20 protein-coding genes and 1 tRNA gene are annotated in these 21,095 nt (G+C 34.3%); all 21 read left to right on the top strand.

What is annotated here, in order from left to right:
• The first annotated feature begins 112 nt into the window (after window positions 1-112).
• The gene (locus CW752_RS07175; protein ID WP_101239075.1) at window positions 113-1,816 is read left to right on the top strand and encodes a S8 family serine peptidase; all 1,704 of its coding nucleotides are present in this window, start codon (window positions 113-115) and stop codon (window positions 1,814-1,816) included.
• A 125-nt stretch (window positions 1,817-1,941) separates the two neighbouring features.
• The gene (locus tag CW752_RS07170; RefSeq protein ID WP_101239074.1) at window positions 1,942-2,433 is read left to right on the top strand and encodes a lipocalin family protein; all 492 of its coding nucleotides are present in this window, start codon (window positions 1,942-1,944) and stop codon (window positions 2,431-2,433) included.
• A gap of 24 nt (window positions 2,434-2,457) precedes the next feature.
• Window positions 2,458-3,147 carry an OmpA family protein gene (locus CW752_RS07165; protein ID WP_101239073.1) on the top strand — a complete coding sequence of 230 codons (690 nt, stop codon included), beginning with the start codon at window positions 2,458-2,460 and terminating at the stop codon, window positions 3,145-3,147.
• Window positions 3,148-3,337: 190 nt separating this feature from the next.
• Window positions 3,338-4,225 (top strand): decaprenyl-phosphate phosphoribosyltransferase, encoded by an 888-nt coding sequence (locus tag CW752_RS07160; RefSeq protein WP_101239072.1) that lies wholly within the window; start codon window positions 3,338-3,340, stop codon window positions 4,223-4,225.
• Window positions 4,222-5,541: an FAD-dependent oxidoreductase gene (locus CW752_RS07155; RefSeq protein ID WP_101239071.1), complete on the top strand. Its 1,320-nt coding sequence runs from the start codon at window positions 4,222-4,224 to the stop codon at window positions 5,539-5,541. Before CW752_RS07160 ends, CW752_RS07155 begins: the two co-directional genes overlap by 4 nt.
• On the top strand, window positions 5,541-6,266 hold the full coding sequence (locus CW752_RS07150; protein WP_101239070.1) for an SDR family NAD(P)-dependent oxidoreductase: 726 nt from the start codon (window positions 5,541-5,543) through the stop codon (window positions 6,264-6,266). Before CW752_RS07155 ends, CW752_RS07150 begins: the two co-directional genes overlap by 1 nt.
• A gap of 2 nt (window positions 6,267-6,268) precedes the next feature.
• Window positions 6,269-6,856 (top strand): HAD-IB family hydrolase, encoded by a 588-nt coding sequence (locus tag CW752_RS07145; protein ID WP_101239069.1) that lies wholly within the window; start codon window positions 6,269-6,271, stop codon window positions 6,854-6,856.
• Window positions 6,857-6,962: 106 nt separating this feature from the next.
• The gene (locus tag CW752_RS07140) at window positions 6,963-8,138 is read left to right on the top strand and encodes a cysteine desulfurase family protein (RefSeq protein ID WP_101239068.1); all 1,176 of its coding nucleotides are present in this window, start codon (window positions 6,963-6,965) and stop codon (window positions 8,136-8,138) included.
• Window positions 8,139-8,223: 85 nt separating this feature from the next.
• On the top strand, window positions 8,224-8,541 hold the full coding sequence (gene trxA, locus CW752_RS07135; protein ID WP_101239067.1) for a thioredoxin: 318 nt from the start codon (window positions 8,224-8,226) through the stop codon (window positions 8,539-8,541).
• 124 nt (window positions 8,542-8,665) lie between these two features.
• Window positions 8,666-8,739, top strand: a tRNA-Asp gene (locus tag CW752_RS07130).
• Window positions 8,740-9,201: 462 nt separating this feature from the next.
• On the top strand, window positions 9,202-9,450 hold the full coding sequence (locus tag CW752_RS07125) for an acyl carrier protein (protein ID WP_101239066.1): 249 nt from the start codon (window positions 9,202-9,204) through the stop codon (window positions 9,448-9,450).
• Window positions 9,451-9,545: 95 nt separating this feature from the next.
• Window positions 9,546-11,033, top strand: a complete 1,488-nt coding sequence (locus CW752_RS07120) for a phytoene desaturase family protein (RefSeq protein WP_101239065.1) — start codon at window positions 9,546-9,548, stop codon at window positions 11,031-11,033.
• Complete coding sequence (locus tag CW752_RS07115) at window positions 11,030-12,046, top strand: diiron oxygenase (RefSeq protein WP_101239064.1); 1,017 nt, start codon at window positions 11,030-11,032, stop codon at window positions 12,044-12,046. Before CW752_RS07120 ends, CW752_RS07115 begins: the two co-directional genes overlap by 4 nt.
• A gap of 43 nt (window positions 12,047-12,089) precedes the next feature.
• Window positions 12,090-12,845: a 3-oxoacyl-ACP reductase FabG gene (gene fabG / locus CW752_RS07110; protein ID WP_101239063.1), complete on the top strand. Its 756-nt coding sequence runs from the start codon at window positions 12,090-12,092 to the stop codon at window positions 12,843-12,845.
• A gap of 26 nt (window positions 12,846-12,871) precedes the next feature.
• Window positions 12,872-14,116, top strand: a complete 1,245-nt coding sequence (locus CW752_RS07105; protein ID WP_101239062.1) for a beta-ketoacyl-[acyl-carrier-protein] synthase family protein — start codon at window positions 12,872-12,874, stop codon at window positions 14,114-14,116.
• On the top strand, window positions 14,103-15,149 hold the full coding sequence (locus CW752_RS07100) for a beta-ketoacyl synthase N-terminal-like domain-containing protein (protein WP_101239061.1): 1,047 nt from the start codon (window positions 14,103-14,105) through the stop codon (window positions 15,147-15,149). Before CW752_RS07105 ends, CW752_RS07100 begins: the two co-directional genes overlap by 14 nt.
• A gap of 1 nt (window position 15,150) precedes the next feature.
• A complete protein-coding gene (gene fabZ, locus CW752_RS07095) occupies window positions 15,151-15,633 on the top strand; it encodes a 3-hydroxyacyl-ACP dehydratase FabZ (protein ID WP_101239060.1) in 483 nt (160 codons plus the stop codon).
• A gap of 4 nt (window positions 15,634-15,637) precedes the next feature.
• Entirely contained in the window at window positions 15,638-16,375 is a 738-nt protein-coding gene (locus CW752_RS07090) for a thioesterase II family protein (protein WP_133121660.1), read from the top strand.
• A gap of 40 nt (window positions 16,376-16,415) precedes the next feature.
• Window positions 16,416-17,636 carry a cytochrome-c peroxidase gene (locus tag CW752_RS07085; protein WP_101239058.1) on the top strand — a complete coding sequence of 407 codons (1,221 nt, stop codon included), beginning with the start codon at window positions 16,416-16,418 and terminating at the stop codon, window positions 17,634-17,636.
• Window positions 17,637-18,075: 439 nt separating this feature from the next.
• On the top strand, window positions 18,076-18,633 hold the full coding sequence (locus CW752_RS07080) for a hypothetical protein (RefSeq protein WP_133121659.1): 558 nt from the start codon (window positions 18,076-18,078) through the stop codon (window positions 18,631-18,633).
• Between the two features lie 237 nt (window positions 18,634-18,870).
• Window positions 18,871-20,640, top strand: a complete 1,770-nt coding sequence (locus CW752_RS07075; RefSeq protein WP_101239056.1) for an FISUMP domain-containing protein — start codon at window positions 18,871-18,873, stop codon at window positions 20,638-20,640.
• Window positions 20,641-21,095: the final 455 nt, after the last annotated feature.

The raw sequence follows: 21,095 nt of genomic DNA, 5'->3' as shown, positions 1-21,095 counted from the left end.
TGATCTGAGAAAAATAAATATTAATATATGAAACGCCTCTGGTAGGTTTTAATACATAGAAATAGAAGTTGAGGCGTTCCTTCGATCAGTAAAAAATAATAAAAGTATACGAATGAAAAAGGTATTATTAGCTGCTGTTTTTTTAGCAGGTTTTAGTTTCTCTTATGCTCAGGAGTCTAAAGGAAAGAGCATTGATCCGAAAGAAGATAAAGATCTGATGACTTGGTATCATAAAGACTTTTCAACTTCTAAAGTATATGGTGTAAATACAGCCAATGCATATAAATATTTAGAATCTAAAGGTCTAAAACCTAAAACTGTAGTAGTAGGAGTTTTAGACAGTGGAGTACAGGTAGATCATCCGGGGTTAGTGAAAAATCTATGGACAAATCCTAACGAAATTCCGGGAAATGGAAAAGATGATGATGGAAACGGTTACATCGATGATGTGCATGGATGGAATTTTATAGGTGGAAAAAATGGAGATGTTGATATTGATAATATGGAAGTAACAAGAGTTGTTGCCAAATATCAATCAATTTTTGAAGGAGACGATTCTACAAAAAATAAAGCCAATCAGGCTAAAATGCCGGAAGAATTTGCCATGTATATGAAAGCCAAAGAGCTTTTCAATAAAAAAAGCATAGAGGCAAAACAAAACTTCAAGACCTATTCCATGATCAATGAACTGATTCCTAATATGGTAAAGTTATTAGGTGGGAAATCGGTAACGGCTCAAAATATTGCTGCTATTAAAGCACCTACAGACCAAAAGGATGCTGTCGCATTGCAAATTCTGACTCAGGTTTCTCAGAATGCTGAATTCCAGGGAAAATCTTCTGCTGAATTTGAGAAAGGAATGAAAGATCAAATGAAAGAAGCTCTTGATTATTTTACTCCTCAAGCTAAACAATATGATTTAAGCTATGATACAAGAAAAGAAATCGTAGGAGATAACTATGATGACTATTCTGAGAAAAATTATGGAAACAATCATTATGAAGGACCTGATGCAGAGCACGGAACACACGTAGCGGGTATTATTGCAGGACTTCCACAAGGAAAAGAGGTTCAGTATGGTATTGCTTCAAGAGTAGCTAAGATTATGTCTGTGAGAACCGTTCCTAATGGTGATGAAAGAGATAAAGACGTTGCAAATGCAATCAGATACGCCGTAGATAATGGTGCGAAAGTATTGAACATGAGCTTTGGAAAACCTGTTTCACCAGGTAAAAATGTGGTTTGGGATGCTTTCAAATATGCAGAAGACAAAGGTGTTCTTTTAGTGAAAGCAGCCGGTAACGAAAATGAGGACGTAGCAGAGCATTTAGCTTATCCTACCAACTTTAAAAACGTTACGGATGAGAAACCTTTCGTAAGCAATGTTTTGGTAGTAGGAGCAAGTACAAATCAGAATAATGCACTAAGAGCTAGCTTCTCTAATTATAACAAAAAAATGGTAAACGTTTTTGCACCAGGAGAAGAAATCTACTCTACTGTACCTAAAAACGAATACAAATACCTTCAGGGTACCTCAATGGCGTCACCTGTTGTTGCAGGAGCTGCAGCAGTATTGCTAGCGTATATGCCGGATCTTAAACCTTATCAGGTGATTGAAGCCCTTGTGAAATCCAGCAATCCAAGTACTGAAAACGGATTTAGTGGCTATTCTCAAGCCGGAGGTGTGATTGATGTGGCAAAAGCAGCAGAATACGCTTATAACAACTTTTATAACGGAAAGTCTTCCACTGTGACTAAACCTTCGAAACGTAAGCTTAACGAAGTCAAATCCGTAAAAAAGGCTGTTAAAAAATAGTTTATCTTCCTGTATTTAAGGAGAAACCATAAAAAGTCCGAATTTTTTCGGACTTTTTTATTTTTTATTTTCAATTTTGGCACGGTTTTTTGTAACTTTATAGTAACAAAATAATAAACAACAAAATGAAAAAGTTACTACTTGCAGGGATGTTTGGAACATCACTTTTTGCAGTGTCTTGTTCCTCTGTGAATAACGCAGCTACATCTCAAAATCAAAAAGCAGAATTCCTTAAATTAAAAGGAGACTGGCAGATTGTGAGCGTGGATTATGAGAAAGGATATAAAATTAAGCCTTTTGATGAAGGTGCAGACGCTCAATGTTTTGTAGGAAGTCACTGGAGACTGATTCCTAACAACTGGACAGGAGCTTATACTTTGAATGGAGGTGGAAATTGCCCGGCAATTACACAACCAATTAAATTTGAAGTAAAAAACGGTAATACGTTTATGTTTAAAAAAATTGCAGAAGGTACAAAGGCAAAACAAAATATCGCAGGTTATACACTTATATTAATCAACCAGACTACAGATCAGTTTTCACTTCAGCAAGATGTTCCGTTTGAAGGAGGAAATGTAAAAGTTGTTTACAACTTCCAAAGAACAGGAATGAAATAATTTAATAACATAAAAGATAAAAAAATGAAATTTACTAAAACATATGTAGGAGCCCTTTTCTTGTCATCAGCATTATTATTGACAAGCTGTGAGGCGGTTCAAAACTCAAATCACCAACAAAGAGGTACTGCAGTAGGTGTAGCTTCAGGAGCTGTACTTGGAGGTATCTTAGGAAATAACGTAGGTAGAGGTGGAAACGGAGCTATCGGTGCAGTACTAGGTGGTATCATCGGTGGTGTTGCAGGTAACGTTATTGGTAACAAAATGGATAAGCAAGCCAGAGATATTAAAGAAACTTTACCAGGAGCTCAGGTAGAAAGAGTAGGAGACGGTATTAAAGTTACGATGAACGAAAGTATTGTAAACTTTGCTTTCGATTCTTCAAACCTTACTTCTGTAGCACAAGGTAACTTGGATAAATTAGCTAAAGTATTAAGTGATAACCCGGATACGAATATCAATATTTACGGATATACAGATAGCGTAGGTAAAGATGCTTACAACCTGGCACTTTCTCAAAGAAGAGCTGATGCTGTAAAAGCTTATTTAGTAAAAAGCGGAATTTCAGGTAGCAGAATGTTTACCAAAGGAGAAGGTAAAAATATGCCGGTTGCCAGCAACGATACTGATGAAGGAAGAGCTAAAAACAGAAGAGTAGAGTTCGCGATTACTGCTAATGAAAAAATGATTAATGATGCCAAACAAGGGCAATAATTAATTTAACATATAAATATTTTCGTAAAAGACCGCTTCGGCGGTTTTTTTTGTATTTTTATGCTGTAAACTTTGAATTCATTACTTTTGTAGGAACCTTCATGATTTAAAAGTTATCTCATAGCACAAAAAGGTATGAAGATTTCAGATAATCATTAAAAACAAATATAAATTTCGGAAGAAATAACAAATGAAGAAATATTTAAAACTGCTCCGTGTAGAGCAATGGGTGAAAAACCTTTTTGTATTTGTCCCTCTATTTTTTTCAGGTAATATTACCAACTTAGACCTACTTGCTAAAAGTATTTTTGCATTTATTATTTTTTCACTTGCTGCAAGTGTTGTTTACATTCTAAATGATTATAACGATATTGAAGCGGATAGAAAGCATCCGGAGAAAAGAAGAAGACCTTTGGCAAGTGGAGCCATTTCCAAATCAAAAGCGATAGGAATCCTTATTGGGCTTACTGTTGCGGATATTGCGCTTGTATTCTTTGCCCAACTTTATTTTCATCAGTTTTTATGGAAGTTTGGATCTATTGTCGCTTTTTATATTGTGATGAACCTGGCTTATACCTTCAGATTAAAACATGTTCCCATTATCGATATCTTTATTATTGCGATAGGATTTGTACTTAGAGTATTGGCTGGCGGATATATCACCGGAATCAGCATCTCGCAATGGGCTATTTTGCTGACTTTTGTACTGGCTTTGGTACTGGCTATCGGAAAAAGGAGAGGAGAGCTTATTAATGCTCAGGTTTCCGGCAAAACGAGAAGGGCGTTAGACGGATATAATGTACAGTTTGCAGATATAGCATTGTCTATTTCCATAACGCTTGCCATTGTTTGTTATCTGATGTTTACGTTATCTCCTGAAGTTCAGGCAAGATTTCATGAAAGAGTATTTTATACCGTAGTTTTTGTAGTATTTGCTCTTTTGAGGTATTTACAACAGACATTGGTGTACAACAGAACAGAATCTCCTACTAAAATTGTATATAGAGATCGCTATATTCAGGTTACTCTATTACTTTGGGTTGCCGCATTTTTAATTCAAATTTACTTTAAAAAATGAAGCCGAATTTCACACAGAAAGTTACAAACTGGGGTAATTTCCCGGTAGTAGAAAAAGAAATGAGATCTGAGGACAGCTTCAAAAAGATAAAAGAATTTGTACTCAATCATAACGAGGTCATTGCAAGAGGGAATGGTAGATGTTATGGGGATGCTTCGTTGGGAGAATCTATATTTTCTACCAAAAAATTAAATAAATTCATCAGTTTTGATCGTTTAAACGGAGTGATAGAATGTGAGTCCGGAGTTTTACTTTCGGATGTACTTGAAGTGGTGGTTCCTCAGGGATACTTCTTATATGTAACTCCGGGAACGAAATTTATTTCTGTAGGAGGAGCGATTGCTTCAGATGTACATGGGAAAAATCATCATGCAGAAGGTTGCTTTTCAGAATATGTTATTGAGTTTAAATTAATGACTGAGAACGGTGAAATTATTACCTGTTCCAGAGAAGAACATTCGGAGAAATTTTGGGCTACCATTGGTGGAATGGGACTTACAGGAATTATTCTTACTGCAAAATTTAAACTTAAAAATATAGAATCGGCCTACATTCGTCAGGAAAGTATTAAGGCTGATAATCTTGATGAAATCTTCAGATTGTTTGATGAAAGTGAAAACTGGACTTATACGGTAGCCTGGATTGATTGTCTTCAAAAAGGGAAAAATATCGGAAGAAGTATTTTGATGCGAGGAGAGCATGCCTTTCAACATGAGCTGCCTCAAAATCTGGGGAGAACTCCTTTAAGACTAAAGAAAAAATTAGAGCCTACAGTTCCTTTCTATTTTCCTGGGTTTGTCCTGAATTCTCTGACAGTAAAAATTTTCAATTGGTTATACTATAAAAAACAGTCTAAAAAAGAGGTGAAGAATTTTATTGATTATGAAACATTCTTTTATCCGCTGGATGCCATTAATGATTGGAATAAAATTTACGGGAAGTCCGGATTTATTCAATATCAAATGGTAATTCCTAAGGAGAGTGGAAAAGAAGGAATGAAAAAAATTCTTGAAACAATTGCTGCAAGTGGTAATGGTTCGTTCCTGGCTGTTTTAAAGCTTTTCGGTAAAAATAATCATCAGGCTTACAACTCGTTTCCTATTGAAGGTTATACACTGGCACTTGATTTTAAAGTGAATTCAAAACTGAAAAAATTAGTAGATCAGCTTGATAGCATCGTTCAGGAATTTGGTGGAAGAATTTACCTTACGAAAGACAGTATGAGCAGATCTTCATTAACGAACTACCTTAAAAATATTCAAAGTCCTAAATTTGTGTCTTTACAGCACAAAAGAATCATAAATAACAACTCATAATGATAGTTCTGGGAAGTACATCTGAAGTAGCACAGGCTTTTGTGGAAAAGGCACTTCAGGAAGGCGAGAAATTTGAAAAAATTTATCTTTTTACCTCAAACAAAGAAACTACAGAAAGGTTTGCAACACATATTGATGTGAAGTTTTTACAACAATCTGAAGTCATTGAGCTGGATCTGATGAAAGAAATAGATTACAATAGATTTGATTATATCAATTCAAATGTATTATTTTGTGCCGTAGGATATTTGGGTGAAGGAACGGAAGAAGGTCTTTATGATAATAAAAATACAGAACGTATTATCAATATAAACTATTCAAAGTTGATTCCGGTCATGAATTATTTTGCACATAAGTTTGAAAACAGAAGATCGGGTACCATTATTGGACTTTCCTCAGTAGCTGGAGATCGGGGAAGGCAAAGTAATTTTATTTATGGGAGTGCTAAAGCAGCTTTTACAGCTTATCTAAGCGGTCTTAGAAATTATCTTTTTGATAAGAAAGTTCATGTTATGACGGTAAAACCGGGATTCATGGCTACTAAAATGACAGAAGGACTGCCTTTAAATCGGAAATTGACTGCAACACCAAAACAAGCGGCAGCTTGTATTTATAAAGCATTCAAAAAGCAAAAGAATGTGGCGTATGTTTTGCCTGTTTGGAGTCTTATTATGATGATTATCAGGAATATTCCTGAATTTATATTTAAAAAATTAAAGCTTTAAAAATGAAAAAGTTGTATTGTTTTGATTTTGACGGAACCTTGACGTATAAGGATACTATGTTTATGTATCTTAAATTCTACGATTCCACAAAATACCGGATACAATTTTTAAAGCACGTACCACTTTTTATTCTATTAAAGCTAAAATTGGCTGAAACTGAAAAGGTTAAAAAGAGTTTTATAGGATCTATTCTGAAAGGGCAGACTCAGGAAAAAATTGAATTAAAATCTAAACAATTCTTTGAGCATCATTATCCTAAAATTGTGAGGGAGAATGCTTTAGACTTTATAAAAAATATCGATAGGAGTAATACACAAAGTTTATTGGTTACAGCTTCATTAGATATCTGGGTAAAACCTTTTGCCGAAGAATTGAAAATGCAGTTGGTTTCTACCCGTGCAGAGTTTAAAAACGGCATTTTTACAGGAAATTTTATAGGTAAAAACTGCAATGGGAAAGAAAAACTGGTGAGAATAAAAGAACAAATTAACGATTCTAAGTACGATAAAATTATTGCATTTGGCGATACTTCGGGAGATCGACCGATGTTGAAGTGGGCAAATGAGGGACATTACCAATTTTTTCATTAATTTTGGCTCATAAAAGTATAAAAAATGAAAAGGCTGCTAATCTTTTTTTAACAGTTCCCTCAGATTATCAGTTTACCTCCGTAGAATTAAAATATTCAAAATAACAATGGATAAAATATATTTAGATAATGCCGCAACTACTCCTCTTGCAGAAGAAGTTATAGATGCAATGGTTGGTACGATGAAGATGAATTTCGGAAATCCGTCTTCAACTCATAGCTTTGGTCAGGAAGCCAAAATCCTTATCGAAAACGTAAGAAGACAGGTTGCAGACTATCTTCATGTAACTCCTGCTGAAATCATTTTTACTTCCTGTGGTACAGAATCAAATAATATGATCATCAAGTCCTCAGTAGAACACCTTGGAGTGGAAAGGATCATAAGCTCTCCTTTGGAACATAAATGCGTTTCAGAGAGTATTTTGGATATGAAAAGTAGGAAAGGCGTAGAAGTGAATTACATCCGTCCTAATGAAAAAGGAGATATTGATCTTGCTAAATTAGAAGAATTATTAAAAGCTTCAGATAAAAAAACGTTGGTGAGCTTAATGCATGCCAACAACGAAATCGGAAACATTATCAATCTTAAAAAAGTGGCCGAGCTTTGTAAAGAACATAACGCTCTTTTCCATTCGGATACAGTACAAACGATGGCTCATATGAACCTTGATTTATCTGATATTCCTGTAGATTTTGCTTCTTGCAGTGCTCATAAATTCCATGGTCCGAAGGGGTCAGGTTTTGCTTTTATCAGAAAAGCGACCGGATTAAAGGGGATCATTACAGGAGGCCCGCAAGAAAGAAGTCTGAGAGCGGGGACTGAAAATGTTTGCGGTATTGTAGGACTTGGGAAGGCACTAGAACTTTCTCTGAATCATATGGAAGAATATACCAACCATATGCAGGAAATCAAAGATTATGCTATTGAAAGACTTACTGCCGAAATTGAAGGGATAAAATTCAACGGAAGAAGTGCTGAAAAAGAAAATAGTCTTTATACAGTACTAAGTGCATTATTGCCATATAAAAATCCACTCATTGGTCTTCAATTGGATATGAAAGGAATTGCCATTTCTCAGGGAAGTGCATGTTCTTCAGGAGCATCTAAACCTTCAATGGTTATGATGATGGTTCTTTCTGAAGATGAAATGGATCATTGTACTCCGTTACGTATTTCTTTCAGCCATATGACAACCAGGGCAGATATTGACGCATTAGTAGATGCTTTAAAAGAGATATCAAAGGACTATACTATAGAAAAAACTAATGTTGAGCATAGATAGTCTTATGATGTAAAAATCGTAATTTTGAACATTCAATAACGATTGAAACAAGAATATAATATTAATTAAAATAAAAGAAACAAAAATGGCTTTAGAAATTACGGACAGCTCATTTCAGGATACGGTTTTAAAATCAGATAAACCCGTATTAGTAGACTTCTGGGCAGTATGGTGTGGACCTTGTAGAACACTAGGACCAATCATCGAAGAAGTGGCATCAGATTTTGAAGGAAAAGCAGTAGTAGGAAAAGTGGATGTAGATAACAACCAGGAAATTTCAATGCAGTACGGTATCAGAAACATCCCTACAGTTCTTATTTTTAAAAATGGAGAAGTAGTAGATAAATTAGTAGGTGTAGCTCCAAAAGATGTAATCGCTGAAAAATTAAGTGCTCACTTATAAAAAAATAAGTTTGATAATGAATGTCTTCCGGTATTGGGAGACATTTTTTTTGAAAATAATTTGTAGATAACAAAAAAAGGTGTAATTTTGCCATCACGAAAAAGAAACAAGTTCTTTACATCATGATCCGGTAGTTCAGCTGGTTAGAATGCCGCCCTGTCACGGCGGAGGTCGCGGGTTCGAGTCCCGTCCGGATCGCAATCATCAAATGATAATAGTATAATTGCTGTAATATATATTACAGCAATTTTTGTTTTTATGCGGTTCTGAAAAAGCTAAAAACAAATCAAACTCAAAACCTGGAAATTAGAACATTTCTTTCTGATCTATTCCCTATGACAGGTTAAAACAGGTAGTACTTCCACACTGTTGATAGATGTACTCCTACTTTACCTCAATTATTCTTAGATCCATTGTACAATCTTTTCACTACCAAAATAATTGATAAAAATTGAATATATTCATTAAAATATTTTGTAGATTTTATGATTTTATAGATTTTATTACGGATATTCGTGTATAAATTCAATGTATGGTGATTAATTTTGGGGATTTGATTTTTTTTATTGTATTTAATTGTATATTTGGAAAAAAATAAATACTGCCTTAGTATTCAGTTGTTCAAAAAATATTTTAGTTTAACAAAAAGAATTACAATTTATGCAAAATCAAGAAAAATTATTTGAAAAAGTATACGAGATTCTAGGAGATATTACAGAATGTGATCCTAAAAATATACAGCCAGATACTAATCTTTTGCACGATATGGGTATGACATCTCTAATGGGACTGGAAGTATTAGTAGAATTGGAAAGGAATTTTCAGGTTAGTCTGGATGAAGAACTTCTAGCTAATATGACTACTCCAAAAGATATTGTTAAAATTCTGGAGAATGAATTAGCTTATTAATCCTACACAGTTTCTAGTTTTTTTAAAAAATAAAATAGTATAGGTAGGGATTGGGACAAATGAACTTGACAATACTTATAATCTGACACAAACAGATGATTAAAAATTTCGATACCGATGATCTTGTAATAGGAGCGGGACTTTGTGGTCTTATGTATGGGCTGACTGCCGTTATGGAAGGCCGTTCTGTTGTTATTAGTGAAGCACACCATAAAGTAGGGGGATATGCTACCAACTTTTATAGAAATAAAAGAAAATATGTATTTGACTGTAGCCAGCATAAAGTTAGTGGACTTAGGAAAGAGATAGGAAACTTATGGAATACGTTAAACAGGCTGGGACTTCATTCATTATTGGATGAATTTAAATTTCATGAGGAAATTGGAACAGTTGTGTATAAAGGAGACTTTATTAGGATTCCGTCGGAGCCGTCGGAAATTAAAGAGACACTTATGATTTGTTTTCCTGATGAAATCTCGGGGATAGAAAGGCTTTTTAAAGATATAGAGACCCATGGATATCAGCATTATATGTTTTTTAGAAGATTGATTAATGAGTATACCATAAATAAAGATATTCTTAGGGAAAGCAGGAATTTATCAAAGATAACAGCGAGGGAATATTTTGAAATCATCTTTAAGGGAAAAGATATTATTGAAGTTCTTAGTCCTATTGCTATCTATTCGGGTTCTATCTCTAATGAGGTTAACGCTTTTTATTTTCTTCATTGTTTGTACGCAATGTTTTATGGTGGTCAGGCCTATGTAAAAGGAACAGGACAGCGTCTTTCTGATCTTTTACTTGAAGAATTTCTAAACCATGGTGGGGTTCTGTTAAAAAAGAATCCGGTTTATGAAATGGAAGATCATGGTGAGCATATGCTTATCAAAACCCGGAAAAACACTATTAAAGCTCAACAGGTCATTGCAACATGCCCACCGGAAGATGTTTTGAAAATGTTGAATAGTGAAGAATACGTTGACAACTTCAAGGATATTATCAGGAATTTCGAAGTAGGATGGGGGCACTTTTGTGTATACATTGTCATATCAGTGCCCCCTGAGGATGTTGATATATTTTCCCCTGAATATCTTTTGGTATCAGACTCTGGTGATAACTTCACTCAGAATGATTTTGAAAATGATAGATATTATGATCTTTTTACATTGAGTGTGAGTAATTATCATAGATTTGATCCAGAAGGAGGCTATGTTTTACAACTTGTTATGCTAGATCATGGCGATCGATGGTTCCATCTTTCCGAAGATGAATATATAAAGCGAAAACAAAAAATTCAGAATAAATTTATTAAAAGAGTACTTGCGACATTTCCAAAGCTGGAAGGTAAATTAATATATATAGAGTCGTCAACTCCTAAGACAAACTATAAGTTCACCCTTGCTACTAAAGGATCTGCCTTTGCTTATAAAATGCTTCCCAAAGTCAATCTGAATCTGCTGAGTAACTTTCCCAATGATAAAATCAAATTGGTCAGTACCTGGGCAGGAGGCCCGGGATATGAAACCGCAATGTGTTTTGGCTTTACACAAGGTAAATTATTGAGTAAAAACACTAAAGTATGAATCAAATAAAGAAAAAAACATTAAGTCCCAAATTTTTAAATCTCTTACATAAACTTAATGAAGCTTCTGAAAAAAAACAGATGAGCTTGCTTCTGGATCATCCATGGGATGAGCCTGTTGATAATGTATGGCTTAAAAAGAGAGAAAATATTTCAATTTATGGAACTTTATATTATGACCTTGCTTCTGAAGAAGAAAGAAGACTTTTATCTGTCTATGAAACAGGTTCATGGTGGTATACATTTATTGTATTTGAGAATCTGGTTTCGGAATATTATATGAAGATTGTTAATCATGGTTCTCTAAAAAAATTTCCGGAAGTGGTAAAGTATATGCATCATTTTTGTAAAGAAGAGATTGTTCATGCCATGGTGTTCAGAAAAGCTATGAACTACTTTAATATTACACCGTTCCCTGTTCCATTGAATTTAAGGGAAATATATAGCCATAATGCTTCCATGTCAGAATTTCCGCTTAAAGCAATTTATCTGACTATTTTAATTGAATGGCTTGCAGAAAATAATGCTATGGAAGATTGTAATAGTAAAGAGATTTCCAGATTATCCAGAGCTGTTGCAGTAGAACATCATAAAGAAGAAGCAAGACATATAGAGTGGGGGAAGAATATGATTCGGGAATTTATTGATGTGGTTCCTGAATTTTTATTGGAAGCACAAGAAATTACGGCTCCTTTGCTTCGAAGTATGTTGGATATGTCTATATCCAGTATAGTGGTCTACTCCCGGGTAGGATTTAAAGATAAAGCATTTAGAAATTATAAAGAACTCATTCCGACTTTACTCAATTCCGAAAACAGAAAAAGAATAAACTCTAAAATTATGGCTCCCATGATGAGGTATTTTGTGGAGATAGGAATATGTACCCCGAAAAATATGAAAGTTTGGAAAGACAATGGTTTCGATAAAGATGCTGAAGATGCTATTGCTTATTTCAGGAAAAAATCAGTACATGAAAATGATATAGACAATATCCTGGATAAGAATTATGATTGAATTCATCATAATCTAAATTTTACCCACATATCAAAATTTAAATATGCATATTAATTTAGCAGACAAACATTTCTTGGTAACAGGTGGTGGCCGGGGAATTGGAAGAGCAATTGTCAGGCAACTTTTGACCTCAAAAGCTTCTGTATCATTTACCTACAATCATCATAAAGAAACTGCAATAAAGTATCTGAATGAGCTTATTGAAGAGTTTCCTGATAAAGTGGCTTTATATCACGCAGATATTCAAAATGAAGAGCAGTCAAAATCTTTGATTAAGACCATTGAGGAATCGTCATTAGGTCCATTGTTTGGGCTCATCAATAATGCCGGAATTACTGCTGATGCCCCATTTTTTAGCATGACCCATGAGATGTGGAAAGATGTTATCAATACTAATTTAAATGGAACTTATTTCCTTTCCAAAGCAGTTGTAACGTCTTTTATTCGGAAAAAGAATTCAAAAATAATTAATATTTCATCTGTTTCAGGTGTACGGGGAGCTATGGGACAAGCTAATTACGGAGCGTCAAAGGCAGCCATCAATTCTCTTACCAAAACGCTGGCCTTAGAATTCGCAAAATTCAATATGCAGGTAAATGCCATAGCTCCCGGATTTGTAGATACTGAAATGGTTGCTAAAATGAATGAACAGGATAAAAAAAAAATAGATCAGATGATTCCTATGAAAAGAATGGGAACACCTAATGAAGTAGCAGATTTAGTTACTTTTCTCTGTTCAGAAAATAGCAATTATATTACCGGCCAGACTTTCATTATTGACGGCGGATTGACTTTATAAAAATAAATACAGACACAAAAATAAAGATGAAAAGAGTTGTTGTTACAGGAATGGGAGTCGTAAGCCCTTTGGCTTGTGAGACAGAGACTTTCTGGAAAAAAATTCTGAACGGAGATTCCGGTGTCGGAGATCTTAGCAAATTAGATCCCGTACAGTATAAAGGGATAACAAAAGCTGCAGAAGTAGAACTGGAAAAAGGTTATAAGAATAAGAATATTACAGATCATTTTCGTTCCTATGGAATGGCTGTTACTTATACCGCTGCCGCCGTAGATATGGGATTAAGAGATGCAGGGCTGGAAACCCGGCAACCCAATAAAAATAACTATGGAGTCATTATAGGAACCACCAATGGTAACCAGGATATTATAGAACGTATTATAGATGAATGGAACCTCGGGATGGAGCACGAAGATCTAGACCAAACAGCAGCAGAAACTTTAAGAATGTTCAGACCTGTAGAGTTGAGTGCGAGTATTGCAAAATTTTTTAATCTGGGTGGTCCCAATATGGTAATTCCCACGGCTTGCGCAGCCGGAAATTATGCCATAGGAACAGCTTTTTCTATGATTCAGGATGAACGTACTCCTCTTATTATCGCTGGTGGTGCAGACCCATTTACAAGATCTTGTTATACTGTTTTTTACAGATTGGGTGCAATGTCTAAAGATAGTTGTAAGCCTTTTGATCAAGACAGAACAGGGATGATTGTAGGAGAGGGAGCAGCTGTTTTGGTTCTTGAAGAGCTTGAACACGCTCTAGCCAGAGGTGCAAAAATTTATGGAGAAATTAAAGGATATGGGCTTGCCTGTGATGCGTATGATCCTACAGCTCCGGACCCTGAGGGTTCTGGAGCGACATTGTCTATGGCAAATGCTTTACGTTCGAGTAATATTGATATCCGGAATATAACCTATGTAAGTGCTCATGGTACCGGAACAAAAGCAAATGATGCTCATGAAGTGAAAGCAATGAGTAATGTTTTTGGAAAACAAATAGATACTCTGTATGTAAATGGAATAAAATCTATGCTTGGACATTGTATGGGTGCTGCCAGTATGTTTGAAGCTGTCACTGCAGTATTATCTTTATATAATCAACAAGTTCCGCAAAATAGAAATACAGAAAAAATTGATGAATCTTTTAATCTTAATTTCCAGTTGCAGCCGTCTCAGGATATTCAGCATAACGTGAAACATGTCTTAAGTAATTCGTTTGCCTTTGGTGGTAATATTTGTAGCGTAATATTTAGTAAGTATGATATCAACTAATTCAAAAAACAGAATTGTAATTTCTGCTATTGGCTTTAATAGTTCATATGGAACGGAAATATATGAATACTTCTCTTCTTCAGAAAAACCTAAAGAATCTTCCTTTATTATTGAAGATTATGATCCTCAAAAGTTTTTAAAACCAAAAGGTCAGCGATTTCTGAGCAAATCCACAATACTTTATTGCAGCACAGCGTTTCAGGCTATTCATAGCAGGGGATTAGTGAGATTTATTCAAAATACTCCTGAAAGGGTTGGGCTTTACAATGGAACGGAACTTTCAAATCTTGAAGATTGCTTTGCATTTGACCTGACAGCTAAAAATGAAGGACCTGATAGAGTAAGTCCTATGAAGGTTCCTAATACAATAGCCAATGCTGCAGCGAGCCAAATGGCCATACAAGCAGGGATAAAAGGTCCTAATTTCAGTGTGTGCGCCGGAATGGCAGGAAGTATTCAAGCTTTGGATATCGCCTGCCTGCATTTAAAACAGGGTATTACTGATTATGGAATAGTTGCATCAACAGAGGTACGGAATAACTATCAAAAATCAATTCAGAAAAGTTTTGGAGACAGAAATATGTCTCCTGAATTGGGAATTTCTATGATTCTGGAACGCCGGGAGTCTATGGATATGGAGAATAAAAGTCCTTTGGCTGGAATTGTTATGATGCATTCGGAAATATTTATAGATCATGAAGTTTCTTTTGAAACATATTTGTACAGTGTTATAAGACCTGCAATCACTCAGTATGATGTTGATATTCTCATTGTTTCAGGAGGATTATCAGCGATAGATTGCGATGCTTTTGAAATTATGGTAAAGGAAAGCTATCCATTAGTATCTGTATTATATCCTGAAAATCAATACGGAAATTTTGATAATGCAGGAGGAATGTTTGGTATCGCCTATGCAATTTCAATATTCAACGGAAATACTCATTGCAGGATAAGCAGAAAGAATATATTGATTTTATCATTAGACCCTTCAGGAACAATTATCTATACTATCGTCGAAAAAATAACATCTTAATATGAAGACTATTTTAGAGTCCTATCAAATTTTACAAATATTGAAATATCGATATCCTTTTTTATTAATAGATAAGGTAATAGAATATGAAAAAGGACATAAATTGAAAGCACTGAAAGCAGTGTCTATAGGTGAGCCCTATTTTTCCGGACACTTTCCGGATTATCCGATCATGCCAGGTGTTCTCGTTACAGAGGGATTGGCTCAGGCGTCTTCATTAATGACTGTTTTAGATGGAGCCAATTGGGAACCAGATCATGAAGTTTCTGTAAAAGAACAAACTTCAATGGGGGTATTGGGGAGTGTTCAGATCAACTTCTTAAAATCAGTATTGCCCGGAAGCTTATTGGAACTTGATGTTGAAATAGATTGGAAGAAAGGTGTGGCCACTTCTCTAAATGTGAAAGCTTCTGTGGGAGAATCTGTCTGTGCAAAAGGTAAAATAACGGTAATGCTGATTGATCAAAATAAAATTTTTCCTTAAGATAATGAATAGTCCTATTCTATTTTGTATTCCCTATGCAGGCGGATCATCAATGTCATTTCTAAATATAACAAATCGTATTCATATTGATGCTATCGAAATCAAGAATCTTGAACTTCCCGGAAGAGGTTTACGACATAAAGAACCGCTCTTGTCTTCTTTGGAGGAGGCGGTGGATGATCTTTATTTGCAAGTAAAGGAAAATATTGACTCCTTACAAAGACCTGTTTTTTTATGGGGTCACAGCATGGGAGCAATTTTGGCTTTACTGCTTTCTTTCAAACTATATAAGCATCAATTTAAAGTACCAGGTTTATTGGTTTCGGGGATGAAAGCTCCTACCTGTCAATTATCCGATAAAATACTATCTGAAAAGGCCAAAAATAAATTATTATCAAACTTTCTGCCTGTAAAGAAGGAACAAAATAAAGAAGCTCCTCTTTTCCAAAAAATTTATAAAAAACGGATCGAAATTATGGAAAAGGATGTGGAAATTTTAGAAAAATATCAAATGGAAAATTGGAAGGACATCTATGTAGCTACTACTATCATAGCTATAATGGGGGAAGATGATGATTTATATCCTGATCAATCTTATTATGAAAATTGGAAACTTCACACTTCTGAAACCTTTGAAATATTTTCTATTAAAGGGGGACATTTTTTTCCAATGCAACACCCTGGAGAAACTGCTATACTGCTCACCAGTATATTAACTCAAATGTTAAATAAAAAACAATAGACATAATTTAATAAATCATATAAGATAAAAACAACAAAAAATGAAATCAAAGAAATTAATTTTTTTATTAGCAATTTCAATGCTAAGCATTACTTATTCATGTTATAATGATAATTTAATATTAGAGCCTGTTACTGAACCTAATGCAAAAGTATCTGCATTATCAATGTCCGGAAGATCGTCATCATTAGCTGCTTATTTTGGTAATAATATAGACTTTACTAATCTACCCGATTATGCCAACCAAAATATTCCTATGTATGTCTTCAGAGATAATACTCCATTCGTTAACCGTATTACAAATGAGGGAGCAACATTAGGAAGGGTTTTATTTTATGATAAGAATCTTTCCAGCAATAATACTGTATCCTGTTCCAGTTGCCATAAACAGGAACTAGCTTTTGGTGATGATAATATAGCCAGCCAGGGGGTAAATGGAAAAACCGGAAGACATTCTATGAGATTAATCAATATAAGGTATAATCAAGAGTTTAAAGTGTTCTGGGATAAAAGAGCTCCTTCTTTGGATGTCCAAACTACAATTCCAATCAAAGACCATGTTGAGATGGGATATAGTGGCAAAAATGGAGATCCTACATTTGATAATCTTATTACCAAATTGCAGGAGTTGGATTACTATAAAGAACTTTTTATGAAAGCTTATGGAAGTCCTGAAATCACCGAAGAAAAAATACAAAAAGCATTAGCTCAGTTTATAAGTAGTATTATATCTTTTGATTCAAAATATGATGAAGGAAGAGCGCAGATCGCTTCAGAGTTTCTTGATTTTCCTAACTTCACTGCCGAAGAGAATTTTGGTAAAAAACTTTATATGGAATTCCCTGTTGCGGTAGGAGGAACTCGTACGGGAGGTGGATTAGGCTGTGCAATTTGTCACCAGGCTCCTGAATTTGGAATGACTGCCCTGAGCGGTAATAATGGAGTTATTGATAAAATAGGCAGTACTGAAAAAGATCTTACTGTAACCAATTCTCCTTCTATGCGTGATCTTGTGAATTCTAATGGTAAACCACATGCTCCAATGATGCATTCTGGTGTATTTTCTACATTAGAACAGGTAATAGATCATTATAATAATATTCCCAAAGAATCCAGAACAGACAAATTAGACATAAATCTTCGTTTAAGAAGTTTAAATGCTACACCGGAAGAAAAAAAAGCAATTATTGCCTTTATGAAAACACTCACCGGAAAAAATATTTATAAAGATAAAAAATGGTCGAATCCATTTATTAATTAATAGAACATATTTTTATAATTGAAATTTAAAAGATATCCGGAAGCAATAATAGTGTTTGATTAGGTTTTTCTTAATTAATGATTTTATTATAATTTATTATTTTTATTGATAATTATTTCGTATTTTAGCTCACGAATATTAATTATAATTAAAATAAATGGATTTTTTTTATGAAAAAAAACACTTATTATTTGTCGGATTTATTAAAATAATCTCTTTAAAGTGACTTATTGGTTGCTGAATTTAACTTGGATATGTAAAATTATAAAAATATGATTTACTTATCTGTCTGTTTTTTAAAGGTTTTATTTTGAATAAAAGTAGGATGAATTTTTAAATAAATAATTTCGTAAAAAATACTAAATAATATTTATAATAATTTAATATAGAGGGTAGTTGTAATGATTATCCTATCAACAAAACAACAAATGATTTTACAATGAAAAAAAACGTATTACTAATTAGTTCATTTTTTAGTTTCTTTTGCTTTTCCCAGGTGGGGATTGGTACAAAAAATCCTCATTTAAGTACTGATCTGGAATTAGGGTCCAGCAATAAAACCCTAATTTTAAATAGAGTTCCCAATACCGGAGCTATTGCAAACCCTACCGACGGGATGATGATCTATGACATATCGGAAGAATGTGTAAAAGCGTATCAAGCCAATAAATGGTCAAAATGCCTTGGAAAAGGTTTAAATAGCCGAAGTTCAACCAACCCTATATCTTTGTTATGTAGCTCAGCAAATTTTTCTCCTGCTTTAATTTCTGGGAAAGCCTATAAAGGTATCCTGACAATTCCTTATACAGGAGGAGATGGTAGTACTTATGAATCTCAATCTATTGTAAGTAATGGATTGAATGCTATTCTATCTTCAGGAAAATTTGTTTCAGGAAATGGGAATTTGGAATATTCAGTTACCGGTAATCCTACAACCAAGAATGTGATATTTGATATAAATATTGCCGGAAACACTTGCTCAGTAACTGTAAAATAATATAATTTATACTTTCAGTGAATGGTTTAATTGAAGTCTATTTGATATACTATTTTATTTTTATAAAGTAGTTGTTCTTATAGAGATAAAGTATTATAGTATAAGATATTAAGTATTGATGTTGACTTAATATTATAAGTTTATTTTATCTACTCGTCAAATTTTCTATCTATTACTTTTTTATAATAAATCAATGAGAAAAAATCAATAAATAATTTTTATTAACAACAAATCGACATGAAAAAAAACTTATTTCTATTGCCAATGTTTTTTGGTATTGGTTCTTTTGTTATGGCTCAGATAGGGATTAATCAACCCAATCCTCATCTAAGTTCCGACCTTGAATTAGGATCCAAAAATAAGAGCCTATTATTAAACAGAGTTCCTAATACAGGGGTTATCGCAAATCCTGTTAATGGAATGCTGATCTATGATGTGTCCGAGCAATGCGTGAAAGCATTTCAAGGTGGTGCATGGTCAAAATGTTTCTGGAAGGATAATCCTGCTTTTACTTTAACATGTGGCTCTGCAGTGTTTACTCCCAATGTTGCAACACAGGGACAAGCTTATAGTGGTACACTAACTATTCCATATACTGGAGGAGACGGAAGCAGTTATCAGGGGCAAAGCTTTCAGTCTAATGGATTGACAGCTACTTTAGCACCAGGTACTTTTGCTGTTGGAAATGGAACGTTACAATTATCTGTGACAGGTTTTCCTATTAACTCCGGAAGTGCAAGCTTCAATATTACGGTGAATGGAAGTACATGTCCGGCTCTTGTTCTTCCTGTAAATTCGGGAACTCCGATTATCCCTACAAACATTACAATAGAAGGAAGGTATTTTATAGCTTCTATTTATGATCAGGATTATTCTCCATTTACGATTCCTACAGGACCCGCTACTACAGCAAGACCTGTTGCTGCTGATGGTATTAATGAAACATTGGTTGATTTGCAAGGAGTGATTCCTACTTCTGGTCTCACTGTTTATATCCCTGCAACAGCTACAGGAAGCGGAACTGTTGGGGCTTGGAGCCAGACTATTAATATACCTGCAAATCTTACGGAAGATGGTATTTCCAGAAATATTACTCTATCATGGGATTCTCAATCATATAATACTTCGACGAAATCAATTACTGCAACTCTGAAATCTGAAGTTGGACCATTAAATGCCCGTAAGTTGGATGTAAATGCCGGAATAGGGAATGATTATCTTGGCGTATTATTAGGAAAATTCTTGTTACCTAATTCAGGAGCTCAGAAAGGATATGAAGTTCGTATAATAGCTGCTATTCCAGATAGAATGTTTAATGAACCGGATATTAATAAAAACTACAGTCACAATTTCCTTTATCTTCCAGTAACTGCTGAAGATGGAAATGTATGGCTGAATAATAATCTGGGTGCTGATTATACTAATATTAATAGTCCTAATTTTAATATTGGAAAACAGGCAAACTCTGCCACAGATTATCGTGCTTATGGTTCTTTATTCCAATGGGGAAGAAAACCAGACGGGCATGATCTTATCGTATGGACATCCTCAAATAGTGGCGCGCCAGTTACCCCTGGAAATGGCCCAAGAGCTGATAACCCTACTGATGCAAGATTTATTCCTTTTGGAGGGGATTGGAGATTAACTTCCAACAAGTCACTATGGTTAACAAGTATTTCTCCTAATAATCCTTGTCCTAATGGATTTAAGGTTCCATCTCAAACTCAGTTGAAAAATTACCTTTCGTCTGCCAATATAACCAATGGAATTACAGGAGCAGCTACAAGTAAGCTTGCACTTCCGGCTGCAGGTACACGAGTTATGCCAAACGGAGATATATCGACTATCACAACAGGAACTCTTGGAAATTATTGGAGTGGAAGTGCTGAGCCTATGGATGCAAATCCGGCAGCACAAACTATGCAAATTTCAACATTTGGCTCCCCTTCTGCAGATTTTAGTGCGAGTAAAGCTGAAGGAAGATCAGTCCGTTGTATAAAAGAATAGTATAACATTTACAATATAATATTTAATAGCTGCCAGCATTGTTTTGCTGGTGGCTGTTAAATAATGAAAAAAATGCATCAGGCATTTTAAGAAAAATTGCATATTAATATGTTATTTTTAATAAAACACAAAATAGATAGATAAAAATTATCTCATTCTAAAAAGAGTTTTAGATTCTGTCGGATTGATTATGCAGCTTATTATAGCCTATATTTAAAAGAGTTATAAATAGCCTGCTATGCTTCAATAATGATTTAGATGAAATTTAAACTTATTCGATATAACATTTCATATGTAAAGCTTCTTATAAATAAGACCTATTTATTCACTTTTTGACAATCCAGGTTTCTATAGGAGGGTATGGCTTATAGTTGTTCTGAAATTTTGGATAGGTATTCAAAGTATAAGTGAATAATAAAAAAACACATAAACCTAATCTGTAATAATCCTTCGGG

This window comes from Chryseobacterium sp. PMSZPI, from assembly GCF_002835665.1.
GTDB lineage: Bacteria > Bacteroidota > Bacteroidia > Flavobacteriales > Weeksellaceae > Chryseobacterium.
The sequence above is the reverse complement of the archived record's forward strand: the minus strand, read 5'-3'. Positions and strand labels throughout refer to the sequence as shown.